At 62.4% G+C, this 25,696-nt stretch carries 23 protein-coding genes and 1 other RNA gene; 11 read left to right on the top strand and 13 right to left on the bottom strand.

Translation table 11 applies throughout. The annotated features are described in order from the left end of the window. Positions 1–5 precede the first annotated feature (5 nt). The 9 genes from nikC to ffs form a co-directional block, all read right to left on the bottom strand. Positions 6–926, bottom strand: coding sequence for a nickel transporter permease (gene nikC, locus NKJ88_RS09855; protein ID WP_023823771.1), 921 nt, complete (start codon positions 924–926; stop codon positions 6–8). Next, the gene (locus NKJ88_RS09850; protein ID WP_352443997.1) at positions 923–1,990 is read right to left on the bottom strand and encodes an ABC transporter permease; all 1,068 of its coding nucleotides are present in this window, start codon (positions 1,988–1,990) and stop codon (positions 923–925) included. The genes nikC and NKJ88_RS09850 overlap by 4 nt, the downstream gene beginning before the upstream one ends. 19 nt (positions 1,991–2,009) lie before the next feature. Beyond that, positions 2,010–3,653, bottom strand: a complete 1,644-nt coding sequence (locus NKJ88_RS09845; protein ID WP_023682026.1) for an ABC transporter substrate-binding protein — start codon at positions 3,651–3,653, stop codon at positions 2,010–2,012. 264 nt (positions 3,654–3,917) lie between these two features. Continuing rightward, entirely contained in the window at positions 3,918–5,195 is a 1,278-nt protein-coding gene (locus NKJ88_RS09840) for a lytic murein transglycosylase (RefSeq protein ID WP_352443996.1), read from the bottom strand. A gap of 194 nt (positions 5,196–5,389) precedes the next feature. Next, complete coding sequence (gene recR, locus NKJ88_RS09835; RefSeq protein WP_023828455.1) at positions 5,390–5,995, bottom strand: recombination mediator RecR; 606 nt, start codon at positions 5,993–5,995, stop codon at positions 5,390–5,392. A 97-nt stretch (positions 5,996–6,092) separates the two neighbouring features. Continuing rightward, positions 6,093–7,061, bottom strand: coding sequence for a cell wall hydrolase (locus NKJ88_RS09830; RefSeq protein WP_023692601.1), 969 nt, complete (start codon positions 7,059–7,061; stop codon positions 6,093–6,095). A gap of 218 nt (positions 7,062–7,279) precedes the next feature. After that, entirely contained in the window at positions 7,280–7,603 is a 324-nt protein-coding gene (locus tag NKJ88_RS09825; protein ID WP_023669519.1) for a YbaB/EbfC family nucleoid-associated protein, read from the bottom strand. Between the two features lie 31 nt (positions 7,604–7,634). Then, the gene (locus NKJ88_RS09820) at positions 7,635–9,446 is read right to left on the bottom strand and encodes a DNA polymerase III subunit gamma/tau (protein ID WP_352443995.1); all 1,812 of its coding nucleotides are present in this window, start codon (positions 9,444–9,446) and stop codon (positions 7,635–7,637) included. A 204-nt stretch (positions 9,447–9,650) separates the two neighbouring features. Beyond that, an RNA gene (ffs, locus tag NKJ88_RS09815) (signal recognition particle sRNA small type) lies at positions 9,651–9,747 on the bottom strand. 157 nt (positions 9,748–9,904) lie between these two features. Here ffs and NKJ88_RS09810 point away from each other — a divergent pair. The 3 genes from NKJ88_RS09810 to NKJ88_RS09800 all read left to right on the top strand — a co-directional run bounded on the left by NKJ88_RS09810 (position 9,905) and on the right by NKJ88_RS09800 (position 11,682). After that, a complete protein-coding gene (locus NKJ88_RS09810) occupies positions 9,905–10,324 on the top strand; it encodes an HIT domain-containing protein (RefSeq protein WP_023669517.1) in 420 nt (139 codons plus the stop codon). 35 nt (positions 10,325–10,359) lie between these two features. After that, positions 10,360–11,301, top strand: a complete 942-nt coding sequence (gene nudC / locus NKJ88_RS09805; RefSeq protein WP_023751922.1) for an NAD(+) diphosphatase — start codon at positions 10,360–10,362, stop codon at positions 11,299–11,301. A gap of 75 nt (positions 11,302–11,376) precedes the next feature. Then, on the top strand, positions 11,377–11,682 hold the full coding sequence (locus NKJ88_RS09800; protein WP_023669515.1) for a Dabb family protein: 306 nt from the start codon (positions 11,377–11,379) through the stop codon (positions 11,680–11,682). 7 nt (positions 11,683–11,689) lie between these two features. Here NKJ88_RS09800 and NKJ88_RS09795 read toward each other — a convergent pair whose 3' ends face one another. Beyond that, positions 11,690–12,553: a prephenate dehydratase gene (locus NKJ88_RS09795; protein ID WP_023682034.1), complete on the bottom strand. Its 864-nt coding sequence runs from the start codon at positions 12,551–12,553 to the stop codon at positions 11,690–11,692. A 23-nt stretch (positions 12,554–12,576) separates the two neighbouring features. Then, the gene (locus NKJ88_RS09790; protein WP_023669513.1) at positions 12,577–13,302 is read right to left on the bottom strand and encodes a 3-deoxy-manno-octulosonate cytidylyltransferase; all 726 of its coding nucleotides are present in this window, start codon (positions 13,300–13,302) and stop codon (positions 12,577–12,579) included. Positions 13,303–13,495: 193 nt separating this feature from the next. On the opposite strand from NKJ88_RS09790, the gene NKJ88_RS09785 reads away from it, so the two are divergent. From NKJ88_RS09785 to NKJ88_RS09755, 7 genes are all read left to right on the top strand, one after another. After that, positions 13,496–14,161: a c-type cytochrome gene (locus NKJ88_RS09785; protein WP_023669512.1), complete on the top strand. Its 666-nt coding sequence runs from the start codon at positions 13,496–13,498 to the stop codon at positions 14,159–14,161. A gap of 151 nt (positions 14,162–14,312) precedes the next feature. Next, positions 14,313–16,190 (top strand): extracellular solute-binding protein, encoded by a 1,878-nt coding sequence (locus NKJ88_RS09780; protein WP_352443994.1) that lies wholly within the window; start codon positions 14,313–14,315, stop codon positions 16,188–16,190. Then, positions 16,190–18,058 carry an extracellular solute-binding protein gene (locus NKJ88_RS09775; RefSeq protein WP_023806304.1) on the top strand — a complete coding sequence of 623 codons (1,869 nt, stop codon included), beginning with the start codon at positions 16,190–16,192 and terminating at the stop codon, positions 18,056–18,058. The genes NKJ88_RS09780 and NKJ88_RS09775 overlap by 1 nt, the downstream gene beginning before the upstream one ends. A gap of 174 nt (positions 18,059–18,232) precedes the next feature. Then, complete coding sequence (locus tag NKJ88_RS09770; protein ID WP_023669509.1) at positions 18,233–19,330, top strand: microcin C ABC transporter permease YejB; 1,098 nt, start codon at positions 18,233–18,235, stop codon at positions 19,328–19,330. After that, a complete protein-coding gene (locus NKJ88_RS09765; protein WP_023682037.1) occupies positions 19,330–20,469 on the top strand; it encodes an ABC transporter permease in 1,140 nt (379 codons plus the stop codon). The genes NKJ88_RS09770 and NKJ88_RS09765 overlap by 1 nt, the downstream gene beginning before the upstream one ends. After that, positions 20,466–22,094: an ABC transporter ATP-binding protein gene (locus tag NKJ88_RS09760; protein ID WP_023682038.1), complete on the top strand. Its 1,629-nt coding sequence runs from the start codon at positions 20,466–20,468 to the stop codon at positions 22,092–22,094. Before NKJ88_RS09765 ends, NKJ88_RS09760 begins: the two co-directional genes overlap by 4 nt. Positions 22,095–22,113: 19 nt before the next feature. Further along, the gene (locus NKJ88_RS09755; RefSeq protein ID WP_023669506.1) at positions 22,114–23,055 is read left to right on the top strand and encodes a 2-hydroxyacid dehydrogenase; all 942 of its coding nucleotides are present in this window, start codon (positions 22,114–22,116) and stop codon (positions 23,053–23,055) included. Between the two features lie 12 nt (positions 23,056–23,067). On the opposite strand, the gene NKJ88_RS09750 is transcribed toward NKJ88_RS09755, so the two are convergent. Together NKJ88_RS09750 and NKJ88_RS09745 are read right to left on the bottom strand one after the other, a co-directional pair. Further along, positions 23,068–23,427 (bottom strand): hypothetical protein, encoded by a 360-nt coding sequence (locus NKJ88_RS09750; protein WP_023669505.1) that lies wholly within the window; start codon positions 23,425–23,427, stop codon positions 23,068–23,070. A 104-nt stretch (positions 23,428–23,531) separates the two neighbouring features. Then, positions 23,532–24,464, bottom strand: coding sequence for a class I SAM-dependent DNA methyltransferase (locus NKJ88_RS09745; protein ID WP_023823779.1), 933 nt, complete (start codon positions 24,462–24,464; stop codon positions 23,532–23,534). Between the two features lie 105 nt (positions 24,465–24,569). Here NKJ88_RS09745 and NKJ88_RS09740 point away from each other — a divergent pair, with 105 nt between their 5' ends. Then, positions 24,570–25,580, top strand: a complete 1,011-nt coding sequence (locus NKJ88_RS09740) for a ligase-associated DNA damage response exonuclease (protein ID WP_023712591.1) — start codon at positions 24,570–24,572, stop codon at positions 25,578–25,580. The last annotated feature ends 116 nt before the right edge of the window (positions 25,581–25,696 follow it).

Raw genomic sequence — 25,696 nt, 5'->3', positions numbered from 1 at the left:
ACCACTCATTGGTCGCCACTCCGGGGATCGAGCGCATCGCGCAGGCCGTCGCCAAGCAGGTTAAAGCCGAGGCTGACGATGAGGATGGCGAAGCCCGGCGCGCCGGCCACCCACCATTGGTCGAGCACGAAGCGGCGGCCGGACGCGATCATCGTGCCCCATTCCGGCAGCGGCGGCTGGGCGCCCAGGCCGAGGAAGCCGAGGCCGGCGGCGGTGAGGATGATGCCGGCCATATCGAGCGTCACCCGGATGATGAGCGAAGAGATGCAGAGCGGCATGATGTGGCGCAGCACGATGCGGAACGGAGAGGCGCCCATCAATTGCACCGCCTTGATGTAATCCGAATTGCGCACGGTCATCGTCTCGGCCCGCGCAATTCGGGCGTAAGGCGGCCACGAGGTGATGGCGATGGCCAGCACCGCGTTTTCGATGCCGGGGCCAAGGGCCGCGACAAAGGCCAGTGCCAGGATCAGCTTGGGGAAGGCGAGGAAGATGTCGGTAATGCGCATCAGAATGGCATCGGTCCAGCCGCCGGCATAGCCGGCGACGGTGCCGACCAAAAGGCCGATGGGGGCTGCGATGACAGCGACAAGAATGACGACATAGAGGGTCCAGCGCGAGCCAAAAAGAATGCGCGAATAGATATCGCGGCCGAGATCGTCGGTGCCGAACCAATGCGCCGCACTCGGCGCCAAAAGCCGGGCATTCTTGAGTTCGCCGATAGTCGGCGAATAGGGCGCCAGCACATCGGCAAGGGCGGCGACCAGCAGCAGCGCGATGATGATGAGCAGGCCGAGAAACGCCAGCCGGTTGGCGGAAAAGCGCCGCCAAGCGACGTAGGCGCGGCCGAGCCGTGCCTGCATGCGCGAGGCCGGCCGATCGCTGAGCAGCCAATCGCGGCGCGTTTGGATTGCTTCGGCGCTCATCCTGTCTTCGTCCTCGGATCGAGCACCTTGTAGAGAACATCGGACAGGAGATTGATGCCGATGAACACCGAACCGATGACGATGGTGCCGCCGAGCACGGCGTTCATGTCGGCGTTCTGCAGCGAATTGGTGATGTAGAGGCCGATGCCGGGCCAGGAGAACACCGTCTCGGTCAGCACCGAACCTTCGAGCAGCCCGGCATAGGACAGCGCGATCACCGTGACCATCGGCACCGCGGCGTTGCGCAGCGCATGGCCCCAGATGATTCGCGTTTCAGACAGGCCCTTGGCGCGCGCGGCGACGATGTATTCCTGCGACAGCTCGTTCAGCATGAAGGAGCGCGTCATCCGGCTGATATAGGCGAGCGAGAAATAGCCCAGCAGCCCTGCCGGCAGGATGATGTGGCGGTAAGCGTCGTAGAAGATATCCCACTGGCCCTGCAGCGCGGCGTCGAGCAGGTAGAAGCCGGTGATCGGTGTGAATGTGTACTCGTAGACGATGTCGAGGCGGCCGGGAAAAGCCACCCATTGGAGCTTGGCGTAGAACAGGACAAGCCCCAAAAGCCCGATCCAGAAGATAGGCACGGAATAGCCGATCAGGCCGACAATGCGAACGATCTGGTCGATGAGACTGCCGCGTTTTACCGCTGCCAGCACGCCGAGCGGCACGCCGATCAACGAGCCTATCAGAGTGCCCAAAGTCGCCAGTTCGATCGTTGCCGGAAAGGCACGGCGGATGTCGGTCATCACAGGATTGGTGGTCAGCACAGAGGTGCCGAAATCACCGTTCAGCGCATGCTTGAGATAGATATAGAATTGCTCGATCAACGGCAGGTCGAGCCCCATCTCGCGGCGGGTGCGCTCGACGACATTGGCCGGTGCGCGGTCGCCGAGCACCGCCAGCACCGGATCGATCGGAATGATGCGGCCGATGAAAAAGGTCACCGCGAGCAGGCCGAGATAGGTGGTGACGGCGATGACCAGGAAGCGGCCGATCGCCAACAAGATAGCGACGGCGCGGGCGCTTCCCTGCCCCGCCGTCGCCTGGTTTTCAATCGCGCTCATCAGGGCGCGTCCGCCGGCGCTATTCCTTGGAGACCGGGCCGACGAAGTTGGTGTCGAAGCTCGGACCGAGCGCAAAGCCTTTCAGGTTTTTGCGCAGGCCTGCCACTTCCAATTGCTGGTGGATGATTACGAAGGGGCTGGTGTCGAGGATCGTCTTTTCAAGGCTCTTGTACATATCGGCGCGCTTGCCGGCATCCTTCTCCAGCAAGGCTGCTTCGGTCTGCTTTGTCAGGTCCGGGATGTCCCAAGCATTGCGCCAGGCCAGCGTCTTGGTCTTGCCTTCATCAGAATTGTCCGGGTTTGAGGCAAAGGTCTGGGCGTTGGAGTTCGGATCGAAATAGTCCTGGCCCCACTGGCCGATATAGATGTCATGATTGCGGGCGCGGTATTTGGTCAGCGTCTGCTTGCCGTCGCCCGGGATAATTTCCAGCTTGATGCCGGCCTGGCCAAGCGTCTGCTGGATCGATTCCGCCATGCCCGTTGTCGGCTGTCCCGTGCGTACGTCCATGGTTACGCTGAAGCCGTCGGCCAGGCCGGCCTTGGTCAGCAGTTCCTTGGCTTTGGCGACGTCGAACTTGAACGGATTTTCGTCCAGTTCGCCCAGCACGCCCTTGGGCAGGAAGGTCTGGTGAATCTCGCCAATGCCCTTGAGGATGGTCGTGCTCAGCGCATCGTAGTCGACCAGATATTTGAACGCCTGGCGAACCTCGGGCTTGGCGAGGTTCGGATTCTTCTGGTTGAGACTGATGTAAAAGACCGTGCCCTTCGGCGCGCTGGTCGTGGTGAGATCGGCATTCTTGGCGATGGCGTCGAGATCGTTCGGCTCGAGGTTGCGGGCAACGTCGATGTCGCCTGCTTCGAGCGCCAGGCGCTGTGCCGAGCTTTCCTTCATGTTGCGGTAGATGACGCGGGCGAGCTTGGCCTTCTCGCCATTGTAATTGTCGTTGCGCTCCAGCACGACGACCTCATTGGCCCGCCATTCGCGCAGCTTGTAGGCGCCGGAGCCGGCATAACCGGTCTTCAGGAAGGCGTTGCCGAAATCGTTGTCCCATTTGTAGTCGGCACTCGGCGTCACCGCGGCGACATGTTCCTTGACCAGCTTTGCGTCGACGACCGAAGCGACCGTTGCCGACAGGCAGTTTAACACGAAGCTCGGCGCATAGGCCTTGTCGACGGTGAACTGGAAGGTGGTATCGTCGACGGCCTTGGCCTTGTCGGCAACATTGTCGCCGCTGATGCCGAACTGGTTGATGATGAATGCCGGCGGCTTATCCAGCTTGATGGCGCGCTCGAAGGAATAGGCGACATCGGCGGCCGTCAGTGGATTGCCCGAAGCGAACTTTAGGCCGGGCTTGAGCTTGAACGTATAGACCAGGCCGTCGTCGGAGACGGTCCAGCTCTCGGCAAGGTCGCCCTTGACCTTGGAGGTGTCGCTGAGGTCGAGGCGGACCAGCAGATCATAGGTGTTGCCGGTGACTTCGGCGGTCGACAGTTCGAACGCCTCGCCCGGATCCATGGAGATGATGTCGTCGATGGCAAAACCTTCGACCAGCGTGTCGGCGGGGGTCACGGCAAAGGCCGGCGCGACGCCAATGAGCAGAGCGGACATGGCAGCACCTGCGAGCCAGACGCGCGAACGTAGAGCAAACTTTTCCATCATCATGATGATTGTTCCCTGTTTTGTTGATTGTTGACCCCGAGTTCCCGGCTCAGGGCTGCAGTAATCTTTTTCGCGGCCGGAGGACGACCGTTAGACCCCATACCGTGTTGATTTTTTTCCAGTTGGTCAACACCCTATCCGGCAGCCCTCCAACCGGCAACGGGCATTTTTGCGAGCCGGCATACTGGACCGGAATATGCTGTGCGCGTCGAAGCATGGGCGAGCCAATTGCAGCCGCCGATGGGGAAAAATCTGCTCTTTTCGGTGTTACTTGATGGCAGCAACCAGATCGGCGTCGGGGAAGCAGGTGGCGGGGCGGCCGTTCTTTTCCTGCCAGCTGCCGATCGAGCGGCGGGTCTTGAAGCCGGGCAGGCCGTCGGCGCTGCCGACATCGTAGCCCTTGGCCTCCAGCGCCCGTTGCAGCGCGGCGATGTCGGAACGATGCAGGCCGCCGACCGCACCCCAGCTGCCGACGAAATCAGCATCGCCATGGGCGATGCGGTCAGCGCCATGGCCGATGAACAGGGCGTAGAGGTCGCTGGTGTTGTATTGCTTCAGCACGTAGAAATTTGTCGTGGCGATGAAGGCCGGACCGCTGCGTCCGGCCGGCATCAAAAGGAACCCTTCCGCCTTCAGTTCGTTGGCCGGAAAGGCTTTGCCGCCGACGCGGCTGATTCCCATCGCCGCCCAGGCTGAGATCTTCTTGCCCTGGTCGGGACCTTCGAGCGAGCAGGAAACGCTTTCCGGAACCGTCACCTCGAAACCCCAGCCACGCCCCTTCACCCAGCCATAGTGGACGAGATAGTTGGCGATCGAGGCCAGCACGTCCGGCGTCGAATTCCAGATGTCCGGGTGCCCATCACCGTCGTAGTCGACGGCGTGCTTCAGGAACGAGGTCGGCATGAATTGCGGCTGGCCGAGCGCGCCGGCCCAGGACGATTTCATGGCGCCGACCGGCGCCAACCCATGCTCGACGATCTCGAGCGCCGCCAGTACCTCGGTGCGGAAGAAGTCCTTCCTGGTCGACATGAACGCCTTGGTGCCGAGAACCTCGAAGGCGTCGTAGGGCATTTTCGCCGCGCCGAAGCCGGTCTCGCGGCCCCAGATCGCCAACAGTATCTCGCCCGGGACACCGTAGCGCTTTTCGATCGCAGCCAGCGTCCTGGCGTTGGCCGCCTCGCGCGTGCGCCCACCTGACGTGACGGCGCGCACCGTCTTTTCGGCGAAATAGGCGCCGGGCGAACCGAACTCGGCCTGATGCTGTTTTTGCGGGGTTTCGGGTTTCTCGCCGGGCAGGACGAGGTCGGGCAATTTGAGGTTCGGCTTCACGCCATCGAAAGCGGCGTCGAAGGTGGATTTGGAGATGCCTTTGGTCTGGGCTTCCGGCCAGAGATCGGTTTGCAGCCAGGCGCGGAACTGGTCGTCGATTTTGGCGGCGGAGGCGGGGGCTACAAAAAGCAGGGCAACAAGGGATGCGAGAAGCGCAACGAGCGCCAATCGGAAAGGTCCGCTTTCTGTCGCGCCCCCCTCTGTCCTGCCGGACATCTCCCCCACAAGGGGAGAGATTGGCTGTCGCTTCGGTTTTCGCCAACCACCAGCGTTGAAAGAAGAATGCCGCCCGAGAAGCTGCTGATCTCCCCCCTTGAGGGGGAGATGTCCGGGAGGACAGAGGGGGGTGTTTGGCGCAAACCTCGAAGAATGCGAAGCTTTCATGTCGCACATCCTGCCCGCCAATTGCGTCAAAACGCCGTCCGCGAGCGCAAGGCCGCCGCCAGCGTACCCTCATCCAGATAATCAAGCTCGCCGCCAACCGGCACGCCATGGGCAAGTCGTGTCACCTTGACCTCGAAGCCCGACAACTGGTCGGTGAGATAGTGCGCCGTCGTCTGGCCCTCGACCGTGGCGTTGACGGCGAGGATCACCTCCTTCACCTCGCCGCCGGCGACGCGGTCGACCAGCGAGCGGACATTGAGCTGGTCGGGGCCGATGCCGTCGAGCGGCGACAGCGTGCCGCCGAGCACGTGGTAGCGCACATTCATGGCCGCCGCCCGCTCCAGCGCCCAGAGGTCGGAGACATCCTCGACGACGATCAGCGTCGAGGCATCGCGGCGCGGATCGGTGCAGATCATGCAAGGGTCGGAGGTATCGACATTGCCGCAGATCGTGCAGATGCGCACCTTGTCGGCGGCTTCAGCCATGGCGGCGGCGAGCGGCGACAAAAGCTGCTCCTTCTTCTTGATGAGGTGCAGTGCCGCACGCCTGGCCGAACGCGGCCCTAGCCCCGGCACCTTGGCCAGGAGCTGGATCAGGCGTTCGATCTCGGGACCGGCGATTCGCTTCGACATCGCACTGATCTAGGATTTTTCCGCGCGCTTTGAAACATGCCGCATACGCACCGAGCCCGCCATGCTGCCATGGCGGGCTTGGAAACTGTTTTAGGCGTCAGTAAGCTGACGCTGGCCGGGTCTGGTCGATAATCATCGCGCCGATAGCATCGGTATTCTCAGGCGTCGACTGGAAGCCCATCGACGCTTCCTGCGTTGCCGATGGAACCGAGGTGATGTAGCGGGCGTTCAGCGTGCCGCCGAAACGCGAGGCATCGGGCTCGGCCATCGGCTCCTGCATCGCCACCTCCGTCTGCTTGGCGGCGATGCGGGCGCTCTTGGCGGGCGCCGCGGAAGCCGTCACATAGGTCTGCTCGGCCGGGGCACGTGTCGCCTTGGCTGCGCGAACCGCCGCGGCCTGCTTGGCCGGATCTGGACGGACAATGGTCTTCACCACCGGCTCGGCGTAGGCAACCTGCAACGGCGCTTCAGGCACAGGCGCGCGCGGCTGCGCCGAGGCAACCATGGTCGTGGATTCATCCGGCAGCGGCTGCCAGTTGCGACCGCGCTTCTCGTAGAAGGCGTTGCCGCCGGCAACCATGGTGTAATGCATGTTCTTGTAGGGGAACCTCAGGCCGGCGGTGTGGAAGTACATCGTGTTCTTCAGCTTGGCCTTGCGCTCGCCCTTGAGCACCGCATCGGCGGCCTCCTCGACATCGGGCATCGCTTTCGAATTCATCGCCCGCGTCATCACGCCGGGCGCGAACTGGCCCGGTTCGCCAACCACTTGGCAAATGGTGCTGCCATGATTGCCGGAGCGCAGCCGGTTCATCACCACCGTGCCGACGGCGATCATGCCGTCACGGCTCGAGCGGTTGGACTCGAAGAACATCGCCCGCTCCAGGCATTCCTTCTCCTTCGGCGTGTTGCGGTAGGCGCGCGTCGAAAGGAAGCTGGGCGTGATGGCGTCGGTCAGGCTGGCGACCGACAAGCCGTGCGAAGACGTGGTCTGGCTACAACCCGCCAGGAACATAGGGGAGAAGATGATGCCGAGCAGAAGCGGCGTCTTCCATCGCGTCGCGATCAACAAAAATGCCTCATTGTCCAGATGCCAGCCCGCCCCGAGATGTGGCAAGAATGAGACTCTTAAAGGCAAAAAGATGGCTAAAGGATTAGCTTTCGTGCAGCATAGGTAAAACTTTATAAATGCCCGGATATGTCCGCGTGAGCAAAGCCGGAGAAAGTCTTAACAACAGCCTCCGCAGCCGATTTCTCTTCATAATCAATTAACTGGTTGGAGCCGGCTCAGAACGGCAATTTCATTCCGGGCGGGATCGGCAAGCCTGCCGTCAGCGCCTTGGTCTTCTCCTGCATAATCTGCTCGACCTTATTTTTGGCGTCATTGTGAGCGGCCAGCAGCAGGTCTTCGAGAATCTCGACCTCGTCCTCCTTGAACAGCGACGGATCGATCTTCAGCGACTTCATTTCGAACTTGCCGGTCAGCGTGACATTGACCAGCCCGCCGCCCGCCTGCCCGCTTGCTTCAATCGTCGCGATCTCGTCCTGCATGGCCTGGAACTTGGCCTGCATTTCCTTCGCCTTGCCCATCAGGCCGAGAAGATCTTTCATGGTCGGGTCCTTTGCGGATTCGTGGCTATGGTCAGGTTTCGTCGTCGTCGGACGGCGGCTCGACCGGCGCTTCGGCCTTGTCGGTGTCGACTTCCGGCGCGTCGGGAATGCGCACGTCGATGATCTTGGCGCCGGGAAAGCGCGCGAGGATGGCGGCCACCGCCGGATCGCTTTTCGCGTCGGAGAAAGCGGTCTCGCGCCTGGTCGATTCCATCTCGGCCAACGTCTGGCCGCCCTCTTCCTTCGACAATGACACCAGCCAGTTGCGGCCGGTCCAGGCCCGCAGCTTCGTCGTCAAGTCGTTGAGCAGCATCTTGGGCGCATCGGCGGTCAGGCCGACGTCAATACGGCCGGGCTCGATGCGCACCAGGCGAATACAGCTCTTGACCAGCACCTTGAAGGCGATGTCACGCTGCGCGTCGGCAAGAGCGACAATATCGGCCAGCGATTTCAGCGGCGGCGATTGCGGCTCGACGACCGGCTGCGGAGGCGCGACAAAGGCGACCGGGGGCGCGTCGACCAATCGCATGGTTTGCGCACCGGCTGGCCCGGACGGCATCCGGGTCTGCGCTACCGCGCTGGCGCCGCCGCCATTGCCGGCATTTACCGGCGCACCATTCGGGCGTGACGCACCACCGGACGCCGGAGCGCCGCTCTCCAGAGATTTCAGCGCCTCGTCCAGCGTCGGCAGGTCGGCGGCATGCGCCAGCCGGATCAGCACCATCTCGCCGGCGCTGACCGGTCGGTTGGACGACTGCACCTCGGGAATGCCTTTCAAGAGCATCTGCCAGGTTCGCGACAGAACCTTGACCGACAGCGTGCTGGCGAAGTCGGCGCCGCGGCGGCGCTCATCCTCGGACAGGGAAGCGTCGTCGGCAGCCGTCGGCACGAAGCGCAGCCGGGTGACGAGGTGGTTGAATTCGGCCAGATCGGTCAGCACGGCAGCCGGATCGGCGCCGGTGTCGTACTGGTTGCGGAATTCGGCAAGGGCGGCCGCCACATCGCCCTTCATGACATGTTCGAACAGGTCGACGATGCGGGCGCGGTCGGCGAGACCCAGCATGTCGCGCACCGCTTCGGCGCTGACGGCGCCGCCGCCATGGGCGATTGCCTGGTCGAGAATGGAGAGCGAATCGCGGGCCGAGCCTTCGGCGGCGCGCGCGATCATCGCCAGCGCGTCGTCGTCGACCGATATGCCTTCCTTGCCGGCAATCGAGGAGAGGTGCGCGACCAGTGCGCCAGCATCGATGCGTCTCAGGTCGAAACGCTGGCAGCGCGACAGCACGGTGATCGGCACTTTGCGGATTTCGGTGGTGGCAAAGATGAATTTGACGTGCGGCGGCGGCTCTTCCAGCGTCTTCAACAGGCCGTTGAAGGCCTGGGTGGAGAGCATGTGCACTTCGTCGATGATGTAGACTTTGTAGCGCGCCGACACCGGGGCATAGCGCACGCGCTCGATAATGTCCCTGATGTCGTCGATGCCGGTATGCGACGCGGCGTCCATCTCGATGACGTCGACATGGCGGCCTTCCATGATCGCCTGGCAGTGCTCGCCCAGGAGGGCGAGGTCGACCGAGGGATGGTCGACCGTCGGCGTCTTGTAGTTGAGCGCCCGCGCCAGGATGCGCGCCGTCGTGGTCTTACCGACGCCGCGCACGCCGGTCAGCATCCAGGCCTGGGCGATGCGGCCTGTGGAGAAAGCGTTGGTCAAAGTGCGGACCATCGGCTCCTGGCCGATCAGTTCGGAGAAATTCGACGGACGATATTTGCGCGCCAGCACGCGATAGGCGACGGCCTTTTGCTTCTCCAGGTTTTCGGGGTCCGAATTTCCGGCTTCGCTCATTCGCCCGTAAAGCTCCAAAAGGCCGCGTCTCAGCGTAGCCGATTCCTGCTAGATCGTTTCACCGTTTTCTGAAACGGCAAACCGCTCTACCCTTTGCTTTAACGCAATTCCGGACGGGAAACCGCTCACACTTTCCCTGGAATTGCTCCAATAGTCTCGCCCGCGCTGCAATGCGTCGTCAATGTCGCGAGAGGGGCCGATGAGGTGGGAGGCTGGAACAATGACCCGTTCCGGGCTCGTTAGGGCTGCTTCCTTCCGGACCTGACCCGGTTGGCGAGTGGATCGTCCACCACCAACCTCCCGCGTTCCATATCGGCAATTCAGCGATCAAATGCAAGGGTGCATTGAGAATCGGATGCCCGTGAACTCCGCCGCTCAATGAATCGCTTGCAGCCCCCGTGCAGCCGCTCTAGCGTGATGAGTTTGGGAATAATGCGAGAAGCGCAAGGGAAACGCCAATGCTACCGGGCCTCAAGGCCGGATTCACGCTCGACTCCAGGCTGGAGGCGGATAGCGAGCAGCTGATGTGGCTCGGCCTGTGCGAGCTCAGGGTGATGAACGATAGCCGCTGGCCATGGCTGGTCCTGGTGCCGCAGCGGCCGGGGGCCGAAGAAATCCACGACATGACGCCGCTCGACCAGGCGATGTTGACCTTCGAAACCAACATGGTGGCGCAGGCGCTGAAAAGAACCACGAGCTGCACCAAGATCAACACCGGCGCGCTCGGCAACATCGTTCGGCAATTGCATGTCCACGTCATCGCCCGCTCGGAAGGCGATCCGGGCTGGCCGGGGCCGGTGTGGGGGCACGGCATGCGCGAGCCCTATGAGCGTTCAGGCATCCGCCAGTTTGCGCAACAGATCAAGGCGGCGCTATAAGCCGCCTGTGTCCATCCCTAGACGTTCGAGCTTCCATGACCCTTCGCCTTTTTGACGCGCCCTTGCGCGAACCGAGCCAGTTCGTCGGCTTCGCCGGAAACACGATTGATCGGCAATCCGAGAACCGCGCCGACGATTCCGTCGAAAGGGCGTTGGCCGATCCCTCGGCACGTCTTCTGCCGATGCATGGCGGACGGCTGTATCTGAAATTGCACGATGGCAGCTTCGACCCTTGGTTCGATCTGGCTGAGAGCCAGAAGCTGCAGCCATCACTCGCACAAGGCGTGCTGCTTGGCTTTGCCGAGAGCGGCCCGGTACTTGCCGTGCCGGTCGGCCTCGATCCCGAACAGCTGCCGGAGACCATGAAGGCGATCGATTATCGCTCGGTCTATATGCAGGGGCTGATCGACGAGGCGGCAGCGGGCGCGCTGGCGCAAGGCGCCGCCCTGCTTGCCTGGCATGCCACCCATCGCTTCTGCAGCAAATGCGGCCATGAATCGCAAATGCGGGCCGGCGGCTACAAGCGCCATTGCCCAAATTGCGGCACCGAGCACTTTCCACGCACCGATCCGGTGGCGATTATGCTGACGGCGACGCGGGAAAAATGCCTGCTCGGCCGCGGCCGGCATTTCGGGCCCGGCATGTACTCGGCGCTTGCCGGCTTCATCGAGCCGGGCGAGACGATCGAGGCGGCGGTGCGCCGCGAAACGCTGGAGGAAGCCGGCATCCGGCTCGGCCGCGTTGTCTACCATGCCAGCCAACCCTGGCCGTTCCCCTATTCGCTGATGATCGGCTGTTTCGGCGAACCGCTCAGTGACGACATCCAGGCCGATCTCAACGAGTTGGAAGATTGCCGCTGGTTTTTTCGCGACGAGGTGCGTTCCATGCTGGAGAGGACGCACAAGGACAATCTGGTCACGCCGCCGAAAGGCGCGATCGCGCATCATCTGATCCGCGCCTGGGTCGACAGCGAATAAGACTTGTTATTTTACGCAATTCCGGACGGAAAACCGCTTCACACTTTTCCTGGAATTGCTTAACGGGAGCAAAAAATGATCCGTCACACCGTGGTTTTCACCCTGAAGCACCCGCAGTACTCGCTGGAGGAAAAGCGGTTCCTCTCCGATGCCAAGCGCATTCTCAGCGCAATCAAGGGCGTCACCCATTTCGAGCCGCTGCGGCAAGTCAGCCCGAAGAACGACTATCACTTCGGCTTCTCGATGGAGTTCGTCGATCAGGCCGCCTACACCAGATATAACGAGCATCCCGACCACGTTGCCTTCGTGCGCGACCGCTGGATCCCGGAAGTCGAAACCTTCATGGAAATCGACTATGTGCCGCTGACCCTGCTGGTTTAGGGGAACCTTAGTCCGCGACCTTCCACTGCTCGCGCGACTCGCTGGCGGGATAGACACCCAGAATGCGCACTTCGCGCGAGAAGAAGCGCAGTTCGTCCAGCGCCAGCTTGACCAGTGGATCGTCGGGATGGCCCTCGATATCGGCGTAGAACAGCGTCGCGGTGAAGGCGCCCAACTGATAGCTCTCCAGCTTCGTCATGTTGACGCCGTTGGTGGCGAAACCGCCCATTGCCTTGTAGAGCGCAGCCGGCACATTGCGGACACGGAACATGAAGGTCGTCATCATCTTGGTGTCGGCCGAGGGCCGTTCGGCCAATCGCTTGTCCTTGGTCAGCACGACAAAGCGGGTGACATTCGAATCCGTGTCCTCGACGTTCTTCTCGATGATGTCGAGGCCGTAGAGTTCTGCGGCTAGCGCCGGGGCGAGCGAGGCCATGGTGCGGTCCTTGAGCTCCGAGACCAGCTTCGCAGAGCCCGCCGTGTCGCCGGCGATCACCGGCTTCCAACCGTTCTTGCGGATGTATTTGCGGCACTGTCCCAGCGCATGGATATGGCTGTGCACGGTCTTGATCTCTTCGCGTTTGACGCCTGGCAGCACCATCAGCTGGAAGTGGATCGGCAGAAAATACTCGCCGACGATGTGGAGTTTCGATTCCGGCAAGAGATGATGAATGTCGGCGACGCGGCCGGCGATGGTGTTTTCGATCGGGATCATGGCGAGGTCGGCCTTGTTGGTCTCGACCGCGTTGAAGGCATCCTCGAAGGTGGGGCACGGCAACGGCTCCATCGAAGGGAACATGTTGCGGCTGGCGGTGTCGGAATTGGCGCCCGGTTCGCCTTGGAAGGCTATTCTGTTGGTCTTGTCAGGCATGCCGATATCTCAGGTTGAAGGTCTCAGGAAAGAATTTGTCGGGCGCGTTCGAGGTCTTCCGGCGTGTCGACGCCCAGCGGCAGCGATTGCACGATCTCGGCATCGATGCGCATACCGGCCTCCACCGCCCGCAACTGCTCCAGCCGCTCGCGCCGTTCGAGCGGCGAAGGTTTTAGCGCGACGAAGCGTTCGAGGGCTGAGCGCCGATAGGCGTAGAGGCCGACATGGTGATAGAGCGGCCCCTCGCCCCAGGGCGCGGTGGCGCGGGTGAAATAGAGCGCCTTCAGCCGCGTCGCCGACAACGGCGAACCGACGATCTTGACGACGTTGGGGTTGGCCTTTTCCTCGTCGCGGACGATCTCGACGCCGAGCGTGGCGATGTCGACCGCAGCGTCCTCGAACGGTTTCAGCGCCGCACCGATGATCTTGGGATCGATGGTCGGCAGGTCGCCCTGCACATTGACGATGGTTTCGACCTTGCGATCGGGGTCGAGGGCGGTCAGCGCCTCGAAGATACGGTCGGAACCGGATTCGTGGTCGGTGCGCGTCATCACCGCCTCGAAACCGTGCGCGCGCACCGCTTCGGCCACGTTGCGCGTGTCGGTTGCCACCACTACCCGGCCAAGCCCAGCCTCAGCGGCGCGGCGGGCGACATGGACGATCATCGGCGCGCCGGCTATGTCGGCCAGCGGCTTGCCCGGCAGGCGCGTCGAGGCCATGCGGGCCGGGATCAGGATGAGCGTGGACATCGAGGTTGCAAGGCGTTCGAAAGAGGATGGGGAAAGTGGCAAAAGGTCTCACTGGAAGCGCCCTTATAGGTGTTGCAACGCCCAAGCAAAAGACCTAGTTTCCGCCCGATTTGACCGGCTCGACGGGGTGGGTCACGATACCGACGGACGGAGTGGACGGAGAGGTCCGCCGGAAAAGGGAGCCCTGGGGCGTATGGATTCCAACGAAGTCAACAAACTGCTCGCCGGGTTGCTTGGAACCTGTTTCGTCGTCTTCTCGGTCGGTTTGGTGTCCGACGCCCTGTTTGCCTCGCCGGCGCCGGAAAAACCCGGCTTTGCCATCGAGGCGACGGAGCCTGCCGAAGGCGGCGCCGCCGGACCCGCAGCAGAGGCGAAGCCGATCGCCGACCTTTTGGCCACCGCCAATGTCGAGCAAGGTGCGGCCGTCTTTAAGAAATGCCAGGCCTGCCATTCCGGCGAAAAAGGCGGCCCCAACAAGGTCGGCCCGGATCTCTGGGACATCGTCGACCGCCCCGTCGCCGAGCATGAGGGCTTTGCCTATTCGGCCGGCATGAAGGAGTTTTCCAAGGGCGGCGCCGAGAAGTGGACCTATGACAATCTCAACCACTTCATCACCTCGCCGAAGAAATTCGTGAAGGGCACGGCGATGGGCTTTGCCGGCCTGCCGAAGGACGAGGACCGCGCCAACGTCATTGCCTATCTGCGCACGCTGTCGGATAGCCCGAAGCCGCTGCCGACGCCAGGTGCCGCCGCCGATGCAACGGCGCCGGCCAAGCCGGCCGAGGGTGCCGCTCCGGCCAAGCCGGCTGAAGGTGCAGCTCCAGCCCCTGCGACGCCGGCACCGGCGCCCGCCAAATAACCGAATTGTCATCTCCATGACCTCAAAAAAGCCGGGTTCAGCCCGGCTTTTTGTTAGGAAAATCGCATATGCGGCGACAAAGCCGCCGCATGGCGGTTTTCACCGGCGTCAAATCATTTAGGATTGCCGGGCATCGCGACGAGGAGAACGCATGACGGTTGGCCGAACGCTTCTGAGGTCCTTTCTGGTTGTGGGCGCCCTCGCAGGCGGCCTGCAGGCATCCTTCCCCCAGGAATGGCACACCACCTCTTCGCTGATCGGCCCCTCCAAATATGGCGAGAACTTCCAGCGCTACGATTATGTGAATCCGGATGCACCGAAGGGCGGTACCTACAATTCGGTCGTTTCCGGCACGTTCGACAGCTTCAATCCCTATATCGTTCAGGGATCGCCGGCGGCCGGCCTGCAGCCATTTGGCGGCGGCCTGCTCTACGACACGCTGATGGACCAGGCGACTGACGAAGGTAGCGTCAGCCACCCGCTCGTCGCCGATGCCTACAAGTACCCGACCGACTATTCCTCGGCCACCTACCGGCTCGACCCGCGGGCGAAATGGCATGACGGACAGCCGATCACAGTCGACGACGTGATCTGGTCGTTCCAGGTGCTGAAGGCCAACAGCCCGATGTACAGCCGCTATTTCGAAAACGTCACCGACGCCGTCGCTGTCTCGGACCGTGAGGTCGAGTTCCACTTCGACCAGAAGGGCAATCGCGAACTGCCCAAGATCCTCGGCGACCTTGTCGTGCTGCCCAAGCATTGGTGGGAAGGCACCGACGCCAATGGCAAGAAGCGCGACATCACCAAGGGGACGCTGGAGCCGCCGCTGGGCTCGGCTGCATACAAGATCGCCAGCTTCAAGGCGGGGTCGGAAATCGTCTGGCAGCGCGTCCCCGACTATTGGGGCGCCAAGCTGGCTGTGAAGATCGGTCGGGAGAATTTCGACACGCAGCACTTCACCTACATTCTTGACGACAACGCCTCCTGGGAGGCGTTCAAGAAAGGTGGCCTCGACGATATCAAGCCGGAAAACAGCTCGAAGCGCTGGGCGACATTTTATGATTTCGCGGCGATCAAGGCCGGCGATGTGATCAAGCAGGAGTTCAAGACCACCTCGCCCGAGCCGATGCAGGCTTTCATGCTCAACCAGAGACACAAGCTCTTTGCCGATCGTCTGGTCAGGGCCGCGCTCACCTATCCCTTCGATTTTGAATCGATGAACCGCACGCTGTTCTTCGGTTTCAACACCCGCACCCACAGTTATTTCCAGGGCACGGAACTGGCCTCGAGCGGCCTGCCGCAAGGCAAGGAGCTGGAGATCCTGGAGAAGTACCGCGACAAGCTGCCGCCGGAAGTATTCACGCAGGAATTCAAGCTGCCGGTTTACGATTCGCCGCAGGCGGAGCGCAAATATCTGAAGCAGGCGGTCGACCTGTTCGCCCAGGCCGGCTGGGTGATCAAGGGCGGCAAGATGGTCAACGCCAAGACCGGCGAGCCATTCAAGTTTGAAATCCTGGGCTCGAATGAAACCGACCAGGTCATTTCCAGCCCCTGGATCGCCAATCTGCGCAAGATCGGCGTCGATGCGACACTGCGCATCGTCGACCCGAGCCAGTACACCAACCGCGTCAGAAATTTCGATTACGACGTCATCACAGGACAGCTCCAACAGTCGGAATCGCCCGGCAACGAGCAGCGCGATTTTTGGAGCTCCAAGGCCGCCGACACACCGGCATCGCGCAATTATTCCGGCATCAAGAACCCGGTCGTTGACGCCCTTGTCGACCGCATCATTTTTGCCACGGATCGCGATGACCTCGTCGCCACCACCCAAGCGCTCGATCGCGTGCTGCTGTGGAATTACTATGTGGTGCCGCAATACTATCGCGCCGTTGTGTGGCTGGCTTACTGGAACAAGTTCGGCATCCCGGAAAAGCAGCCCGGCTACCGTGGCGCCGATATCGATTCCTGGTGGATCGATGCGGACAAGGAAAAGGCCCTGGCCGCCAAGTACAAGGGCAGCAATTGATGGCGGGGCTCCCTCGCCGCGATTTCCTGGCCCTCAGTGGCGCCGCGGCCGTTGCTGCGCTGCTGCCGGGCAAGGCTTTCGCCGCCAGCCCAACCGGCGTGAAACTGCATGGACTGTCGGCTTTCGGCGACCTCAAATACAAGCCGGACTTCACTCATTTCGACTATGTCAATGTCGATGCGCCGCAAGGTGGCGTCTTCAACTTCCTGCCGCGCAACTGGCTTGCCAACCAGACGCCGCTGACCTTCAACACGCTGAATTCGTTCGTTCCCAAAGGCGATTCGCCCCAGCGCACGGAGATGTGCTTCGATTCACTGATGGTGAGAGCGTACGACGAACCTGACGCCGTTTACGGGCTGATCGCTGACGGCGTGACGATTTCCGACGACCGCAACGACTTCACCTTCTCGCTGCGCCCGCAGGCCCGCTTCCATGACAGCACGCCATTGACGGCAGAGGATGGCGCCTTCACCTTCAAGCTGCTCAAGGACAAGGGGCACCCGTACTATTCCCTGCCGCTAACGCATCTGGATGACGCGATTGCCGTGGATGCCCACACGCTGCAGCTTAGGTTTTCCGGCAAGCAGACAAGCCGCACCATCCTCAACGTCGTCGAGTTCCCGGTCCTGTCGAAGGCGTTCTACACGGCCAACCCGTTCGATTCCTCGCAGATGAACCCGCCGTTGGGGTCAGCCGCCTACAAGGTCGGTCGCTGGTCGGCAGGGGCCTGGATCGAATATGAGCGTGTGGCTGATTATTGGGGCAACGACCTGCCGGTCAATCGCGGCCAGAACAATTTTCAGCGGATCCGCGTTGAGTTCTATCAGGACCGTAGCGTTGCCTTCGAAGCGTTCAAGAAGGGAGAAATCCTCTACAGGGAGGAATTCACCTCGCGCGTCTGGGCGACCGGCTACGACTTCCCAGCGTTCACTGCCGGCAAGGTGGTGAAGCACGAATTCCCGGCCGAAACGGTGCCTTCGATGCAGGGCACCGCCGTCAACCAGCGGCGCGAGCAGTTTCGCGACTCGCGCGTGCGGCAGGCGATCGGGCTCTGCTTCGACTTCGAATGGACGCGGCGCAATTTCTTCTACGGTTCCTATGAGCGCTCGCAATCCTGCTTCGAGAAATCCGAATTTCGCGCCGAGGGCAGACCGTCGCCACAAGAATTGGCTCTTCTTGAGCCGCTGCGTGAGCAGATTCCCGCCGAGGCTTTTGGCGAAGCCGTGATCCAGGACGCGTCGAACGGCTCCGGCCGCGACCGGCAGTTGCTTGGCAAGGCGGCCAAGCTTCTGGCCGAGGCCGGCTGGAAACGGTCCGGCAATTTCGTCGTGAACGACAAGGGTGGTCGGTTGTCCGCAGAGTTTCTTGTCGACGACGAAGTCTTCGAACAGGTCTACTCGCCCTGGGTCGAAAACATGAAGGCGGTCGGCATCGATGCCTCGATCCGGCTGGTGGATGCCGCGCAATATCAGCTGCGGCAGAATTCGTTCGACTACGACCTCGTCTCGGTCGCGGCCTCGTTTCCGGCGACGCCAACCCGTGACGACCTCGAAACCATTTTCCATTCGCGAGCAGCTACCGTATCGGGCTCTCGCAATCTGCCGGGAACGTCGAGCCCGGCCATCGACGCCCTGGTTGACGCCGCAGGTGCCGCCGAGGGTCGCGAAAGCCTGACAATTGCCATGCGCGCGCTCGACCGGGTCTTGCGTGCACGGAGGGATTGGATTCCAAGTTGGTTCCTGGCGAATCATCGAAGCGCCTATTGGGACATGTTCGGTTTTCCCGAGCGGAAACCCGATTTCGACTTCCCGGTCGAAGCGCTGTGGTGGGTCGACAAGGGCAAGGCGGCAAAAATTGGCAAAGGGTAGGCTGTTGCGCGGCACTTTACCCTCCCCCTCGTGGGGAGGGTCGGTGAGCACTTCGTGCGCAGCGCGAATGGCGAACCGGGGTGGGGGTGTGACGGCGTACGCCGGATCGAGACTACCCCCACCCCGCTCCGCTTCGCGGATCGACCCTCCCCACAAGGGGGAGGGTGAAAGCTGATGGGCGCCTACATACTGCGCCGTATCCTGCTGATGATACCGACCCTGTTCGGCATCATGGCGGTTGCTTTCGTCGTCACTCAATTCGCACCGGGTGGACCGGTCGAGCAGGTCATCGCCAGCCTGACCAACCAGGGCGGCAGCGACCGCCTCGGCAGCGGCGGCGGCGATGCAGGAGGCGGCGGCAATTTCGATGTGGCCGGTGACGTCGGCTCGAAGTATCGCGGCGCGCAAGGGCTCGATCCGGAATTCATCAAGAAGCTGGAAAAGCAATTCGGCTTCGACAAACCACCGCTCGAACGCTTCGGCATGATGCTGTGGAACTATGCCCGCTTCGATTTCGGCGACAGCTATTTCCGTGACATCTCGGTTCTTGACCTGATCCTGGAGAAGATGCCGGTGTCGATCTCGCTTGGGCTGTGGATCACGCTGTTGTCCTATCTGATCTCGATCCCCCTTGGCATCCGCAAAGCGGTCAAGGACGGCTCCGCCTTCGACGTCTGGACCAGCGGCGTGATCATCGTCGGCTATGCCATACCGGCCTTCCTGTTCGGCATATTGCTGATGGTGCTGTTCGCGGGCGGCTCCTTCTGGGACTGGTTCCCACTGCGCGGCATCGTCTCCGACAATTGGGACCAATTGTCGTGGCCCGACAAGATCGTCGATTATTTCTGGCACATGACCTTGCCGCTGACGGCGCTGGTGCTGTCGGCCTTCGCGACGACGACGCTGCTGACCAAGAACTCCTTCCTGGAAGAGATACGCAAACAGTATGTGGTGACGGCCCGTGCCAAGGGCCTGTCGGAGCGGCGGGTGCTTTACGGACATGTGTTCCGCAACGCAATGCTGATCGTCATTGCCGGCTTTCCAGCGGCCTTCATCTCGGCCTTCTTCACCGGCTCGCTTTTGATCGAGAACATCTTTTCCCTCGACGGTCTCGGGCTGCTCGGTTTCAGGTCCGTGTTGGCGCGCGACTATCCGGTCGTGTTCGCCAACCTCTATATATTTTCGCTGCTTGGTTTGTTCGTGACGCTGTTGTCCGACCTGATCTACACATGGGTCGATCCGCGCATCGATTTCGAGCGGAGAGACGTCTGATGACGCAGGCTGCAGCCGAGATCACACCGACAAGGATCGCCCGCCCCTGGCTGTCGCCGCTCAACAAGCGGCGCTGGCAGAACTTCAAGGCCAACCGGCGCGGCTACTGGTCGTTGTGGATATTCCTCGCTCTGTTCGTGCTGTCGCTGTTTGCCGAACTGATCGCCAACGACAGGCCGATCGTCGCCTACTACAAAGGCGAGATCCTGTTCCCGGTGGCGGTCGCCTACCCCGAGGAAAAATTCGGCGGCTTCTACGCCGTCACCGACTATCGCGACCCGGTCATCCGCGACGAGATCAACGCCAATGGCTGGATGATCTGGCCGCCAATCCGCTATTCCTACCGCACCGTCAACAATGCGATCCCCGACGCCGCTCCCGCAAAACCGTCATGGGAATACGACGCGCAGAGGCGATGCAGCCAATATCCGCAAGGCGCTGCCGATCCTGACTGCATTGTCGGCAACTGGAACTGGCTGGGTACCGATGACCAGGCGCGCGACGTGCTGGCGCGCATCATCTACGGGTTTAGGATTTCCGTGCTGTTCGGGTTGATCCTGACTGCGGGTTCGTCGGTTATCGGCGTCGCCGCCGGCGCGCTGCAAGGGTATTTCGGCGGCTGGACCGACCTTCTCTTTCAACGCTTCATAGAAATCTGGTCGGCGATACCGCTGCTGTATCTGCTGCTGATCGTCGCCGCCATCCTGCCGCCGGGCTTCTTCATCCTGCTCGGGCTGATGCTGCTGTTCTCCTGGACGTCGCTTGTCAGCGTGGTGCGCGCCGAATTCCTGCGCGCACGCAACTTCGAATATGTCAACGCGGCCCGCGCGCTTGGTGTGTCCAACCGCACCATCATGCTGCGCCATCTTCTGCCTAATGCCATGGTGGCGACGCTGACCTTCATGCCTTTCCTGGTCAGCGCCTCGATCTCGACACTGACCTCGCTCGACTATCTCGGCTTCGGCCTGCCGCCCGGCACCGCGTCGCTCGGTGAACTGCTAAAACAGGCGCAGAGTAACCTCAATGCCCCCTGGCTCGGTATATCGGGCTTCATCGTCATCTCGCTGATGCTGTCGCTGCTGGTGTTCATCGGCGAGGCGACGCGCGATGCGTTCGATCCGCGCAAGGCGTTCCGATGAGCGAGCCCCTGCTCTCGGTCCGCGATCTCAGCGTTGCCTTCACGCAAGGCGGCAACCAGTCGATAGCCGTCGACCACATCTCCTTCGATCTCGCCAAGGGCGAGACGGTGGCGCTTGTGGGCGAATCCGGTTCCGGCAAATCGGTCTCGGCGCTGTCGGTTCTGAAGCTGCTGCCCTACCCGACGGCCAGCCATCCCTCGGGCAAGATCCTGTTCCAGGGCGCCGACCTTTTGGCGATGAACGAAAAGCAGTTGCGCAGCGTGCGCGGCAACAAGATCACCATGATCTTCCAGGAGCCGATGACCTCGCTCAATCCTCTGCACACGATCGAGCAGCAGATCGTCGAGATCCTGGCGCTGCATCAGGGCATGGGCGACCGCCAGGCCAAGGCGCGCACGCTGGCGCTGCTCAACGAGGTCGGCATTCGCGAACCGGAAAAGCGGCTCGACGCCTATCCGCACCAATTGTCCGGCGGCCAGCGGCAGCGCGTCATGATCGCCATGGCGCTGGCCAACGAACCGGAACTGCTGATCGCCGACGAACCGACGACGGCGCTCGACGTCACCGTGCAGGCGCAGATCCTCGAATTGCTGGCGGGGCTGAAGAGCCGCAAGGGCATGTCAATGCTGTTCATCACCCATGATCTCGGCATTGTCAGAAAGATCGCCGACCGCGTCTGCGTGATGACCAAAGGCAAGATCGTCGAGACCGGGCCGACCAGGGACATCTTCGCCAACCCGCAACACGCCTATACCAAGCACCTGTTGGCCGCCGAGCCGAAAGGCAAGCCGCCGGCCGCCAACGACGCCGCCAAGCCTGTGATGACCGGCAAGGACATCAAGGTTTGGTTCCCGATCAAGAAGGGTTTCTTTCGCACCACCGTCGACAATGTGAAGGCAGTTGACGGAATCGACGTCACCGTACGCGCCGGCCAGACGCTCGGCGTCGTCGGCGAATCCGGCTCCGGCAAGACGACGCTCGGCCTGGCGCTGGCGCGGATGATCTCATCGACCGGCACCATCCAGTTCAATGGCAGCGACATCAACCAGCTTTCCTTCAACGCCATGCGGCCGCTGCGCCGCGAGTTGCAGATCGTTTTCCAGGACCCGTTCGGGTCGCTCAGCCCGCGCATGTCGGTCTCGGAGATCATCGAGGAAGGCTTGAAGATCCACGAGCCGAAGCTGTCGCCCGACCAACGCGACGACAAGGTCGTCGCCGTGCTGAAGGAGGTCGGGCTCGATCCGGCGACCAGGAACCGCTATCCGCATGAATTCTCCGGCGGCCAGCGCCAGCGCGTCGCCATTGCGCGCGCCATGGTGCTCAATCCGCGCTTCGTCATGCTGGACGAACCGACCTCGGCGCTCGACATGAGCGTGCAGGCGCAAGTGGTCGACCTCTTGCGCAATCTGCAGGCCAGGCACGACCTTGCCTATCTGTTCATCAGCCACGATCTGAAAGTCATTCGCGCCCTTGCCAATGACGTCATCGTCATGCGCAATGGCAAGATCGTCGAAGCCGGCCCTTCCGAACAGATTTTCGAGCGCCCGCAGACCGACTATACGAAGGCGCTGATCTCGGCCGCGTTCAAGATCGAGACGGCGCCAGTCGGTATCGTTAGCGAATAACAGGGAATACAATCCGCAAATGGAAAAAGGCAAAATCCTGCTTGCCGTCACCGGCTTTCATCCGCAGCGCTGGCGCGAGCTGCTGTCGGCCGAGCGCGAAGTGGTGCTGGAGCCGGACGGCGCTTCGGATCCGTCGATCACCTATGCGGTGGTGTGGAAGCAGAAGCCGAACCTACTGAAATCGCTGCCCAATCTGCGCGCAATCTTCTCGATCGGCGCCGGCGTCGACCACATCTTCGCCGATCCCGGCCTGCCCGATGTGCCGATCGTCAAAGTGGTCGCTGACAACCTGACGCAGTACATGACCGAATATGTCGTCTGGCGCGTGCTCGACCATCACCGCCAGGGCATGCTCTATCGTGCGCAGCAGCCGAAGAAGACCTGGCACGAACCGCCGCAGCGGCCGGCCGGTGACATCTCGGTCGGCATTATGGGGCTCGGCAATCTCGGCCGCGCGGCGGCATCGGTGCTGTTGTCGCTCGGCTTTGCCGTCAATGGCTGGTCGCGCAGCGACAAGGCCATGAAAGGCGTTGCGACCTACGCCGGAGAGGCCGGGCTGATCCCCTTCCTCAACGCCACCGACATACTGGTGGTGCTGTTGCCGCTGACGCCGGATACGCACGGCATCATCAATTACGGCGTGCTGAAGGAATTACGCAAGCGCAACGGCCTCGGCGGCTCGGTGCTGATCAATGCCGGGCGCGGCCGGCTGCAGAAGGACGCCGACATCTTGCGCGCGCTGGACGACGGCACGCTGAAGGAGGCGAGCCTCGACGTGTTCGAGGTCGAGCCGCTGCCGAAGACCAGTCCGCTATGGAGTCACCCGAAAGTGTTCGTGACGCCGCACGCGGCGGCGACCTCCGACCCTGTCCACCTGGCGCCGAGCATGTTGCGGCAGATGGATGCCTTCGAGCGCGGCGAAAAGCTTGATAACGTGGTCGACCGCAAGGCGGGGTACTGAGGAAGTTCAGGTTCAGCTCGGCAGGGTGAACTTCTTCTGTTTGTTGGGCTTGCCGCAGTCGCGGCGGACGATCGAGCGGTTCATGGCGTCGATCTTGCCACTTGCCAGATCAGTATCGCGCTTGCTTTTGGAGCGCATATCCGGCGTGAACGGGCCGAAGCCCATCGCCGGATTGGAGAAGCTCGGCTTGGCGTCCGTCGACAGATGGTATTGCTGCGCCAGTTCGTTGCGCTGCGCCAGCAACTGGTCGCAAGGCACGTTGTCATATTGCAGCGACGATTGCACGTCCTGGTCCTGCCGCTCCGACATCGAACTGCCCATGCAGCCGGTCATTGCCAGGCAAGACACCAAGACCATCATGTTCCAGCGCATGTGTTCCTCCTCAATGCCTGCCGAGGGCTTTTCCCGGCTTGTATCCTACCTGATGCCGCGCCAGCCGCAAAAATCCTATTCACGTTTTCGAACAAGACGAGACATCAACCCTTGGACGAGGGCACCGCCAGCGCGGCAAGCCCGTCGACCGGCTGGCGGCGATCCCAGCGGATGACGGTCGGCTGCATCGACAGCACCGACAGGCCGTTTGCGGCAAGCACCCGCTCGACATAGGCTTGAGAATGGGCGTAGCGACGAGACGGCTGCAGCGCGAAACCGGCGTCGCCGCCCGCCCCGCCCTTGGCTGGCGTTTCGACGGAAAAGGCAAACAGGCCATTGGTGGCCAGAATGCCCGCGACGGTCTTCATCACGCGATCGAGCGCGCCGACATAGATGAACACGTCGGCCGCCACCACCAGATCGGCTTTCGGTCCGGCATAGGCGAAATCCTGCAGATCGGCCTTGGCGAGCAGATCGTAGACGCCTTTGGCGCGGGCCTTTTTCAGCATGGCGGCGGAGATGTCGTAGCCCTCCAGCCGTTCGGCGACCGGCCGCAGTTTCTCGCCCATCAGACCGGTGCCGCAACCAAGGTCGAGCGCCAGCGAAAAGCGGCCCGGTCTTGCCGCGCGAATGGCGCGATCGAGAAACTCCGGCAGCCGGTAGCCGAGCTTGTCGACCAGCGAGTCCTCGAAAGTCTCGGCATAGTGGTCGAACAGCGTCTCGACGAAGGCGCTGGGTGGCGCTGCGGCAGCCGGCGCCTTGCCGATCAGCTGCAGCTTCAGCGCAGCGCCAAGGCGATCCGCCGGGTCGAGTTTCAGCGCCGTCGCCCAGGCTTGAGCCGCCACGTCGAGCCGCTCGGCCGTCTCCTGCATCTCGCCAAGACGGAACCAGCCCGCCGCCCATTGCGGCGCCAGCTCCAGCGCGCCGAGCAGCAGCTCCGCCGCTGCCGCGTGCTCGCCCGAGCCGAAAAGCATCTCGGCATAGTCGGCGCGACGGTCGGCGGTCAGGTCGCCGGACGAGATTTTCAGCGGTTGCATGGCGATGGCCCCGCCGGCTGATGCGGCCGGTGGCTGGCTGTAGGCCGAGTCAGCAGTCTCTTGCAACAGGCTTCCCGCGCTGGAATTAGCCACTATCTTGACTGGATGCGCGCCAGCGACCTGCTCCATCCCCGGCCTGAAGGCCTTTATTGCCCATGCGGCGATTTCTTCATCGACCCGGTGCGGCCAGTCAACCGGGCGTTGATCACGCATGGCCATTCCGACCATGCCCGATCCGGCCATCGTTCGGTGCTGGCGACGCAGCAGACGCTCGACATTATGGGGTTGCGTTATGGCGAGGATTTTGCCGGGACAACGCAAGCGGCCGTGCTTGGCGAAGCGATGGCGCTGAACGATGTCAGCGTCACCTTCCATCCGGCCGGCCATGTGCTGGGCTCGGCGCAGATCGCGGTCGAGCACAAGGGCAGGCGCATCGTCGCCTCCGGCGACTACAAGCGCCAGAAGGACGCGACCTGCGCACCGTTCGAACCGGTCCAATGCGACGTCTTCATCACCGAGGCGACCTTCGGCCTGCCGGTGTTTCACCATCCGCCCGACACGGAGGAGATCGCCCGGCTGCTCAAATCGGCGGCGCAGTTTCCCGAGCGATCGCATCTGGTCGGCGCCTATGCGCTGGGCAAGGCACAGCGGGTGATGCGGCTGCTGCGCGATGCCGGTTATGACAGGCCGATCTATATCCACGGCGCGCTGGCCAAGCTCAGCGAATATTACCAGAGCCAGGGCATCGACCTCGGCACGCTGGAGCCGGCAACCGTCGACAGCGGCGGCAAGCAGGATTTCACTGGGGTCATCGTTGTCGGCCCTCCATCGGCCTTCGCCGACCGCTGGGCGCGGCGCTTTCCCGACCCGATCTCGTGCTTCGCCTCGGGCTGGATGCGCATCCGCCAGCGCGCCAAGCAAGGCGGCGTCGAACTGCCGCTGATCATTTCCGACCACGCCGACTGGGACGAACTGACCGCCACCGTCAAGGAGACGGGCGCCGGCGAAATCTGGGTGACGCATGGCCGCGAGGAAGCGCTGGTGCGCTGGTGCGAGCTGGAAGGCATCGCCGCCAGGCCACTGCACCTTGTGGGCTATGAGGACGAGGGCGATTGATGGTGATCACCAGCGCCGCGACCCGTTGCGCCCCCCTCTGTCCTGCCGGACATCTCCCCGTCAAGGGGGCATATTGGCAGCTCCAATGCCGGCTCATCTCCGCCAATATCGGAGAT

The organism is Mesorhizobium sp. M0016 (assembly GCF_040324035.1).
Classification (GTDB): domain Bacteria; phylum Pseudomonadota; class Alphaproteobacteria; order Rhizobiales; family Rhizobiaceae; genus Mesorhizobium.
This window is presented reverse-complemented; position numbering and strand designations above follow the sequence as displayed.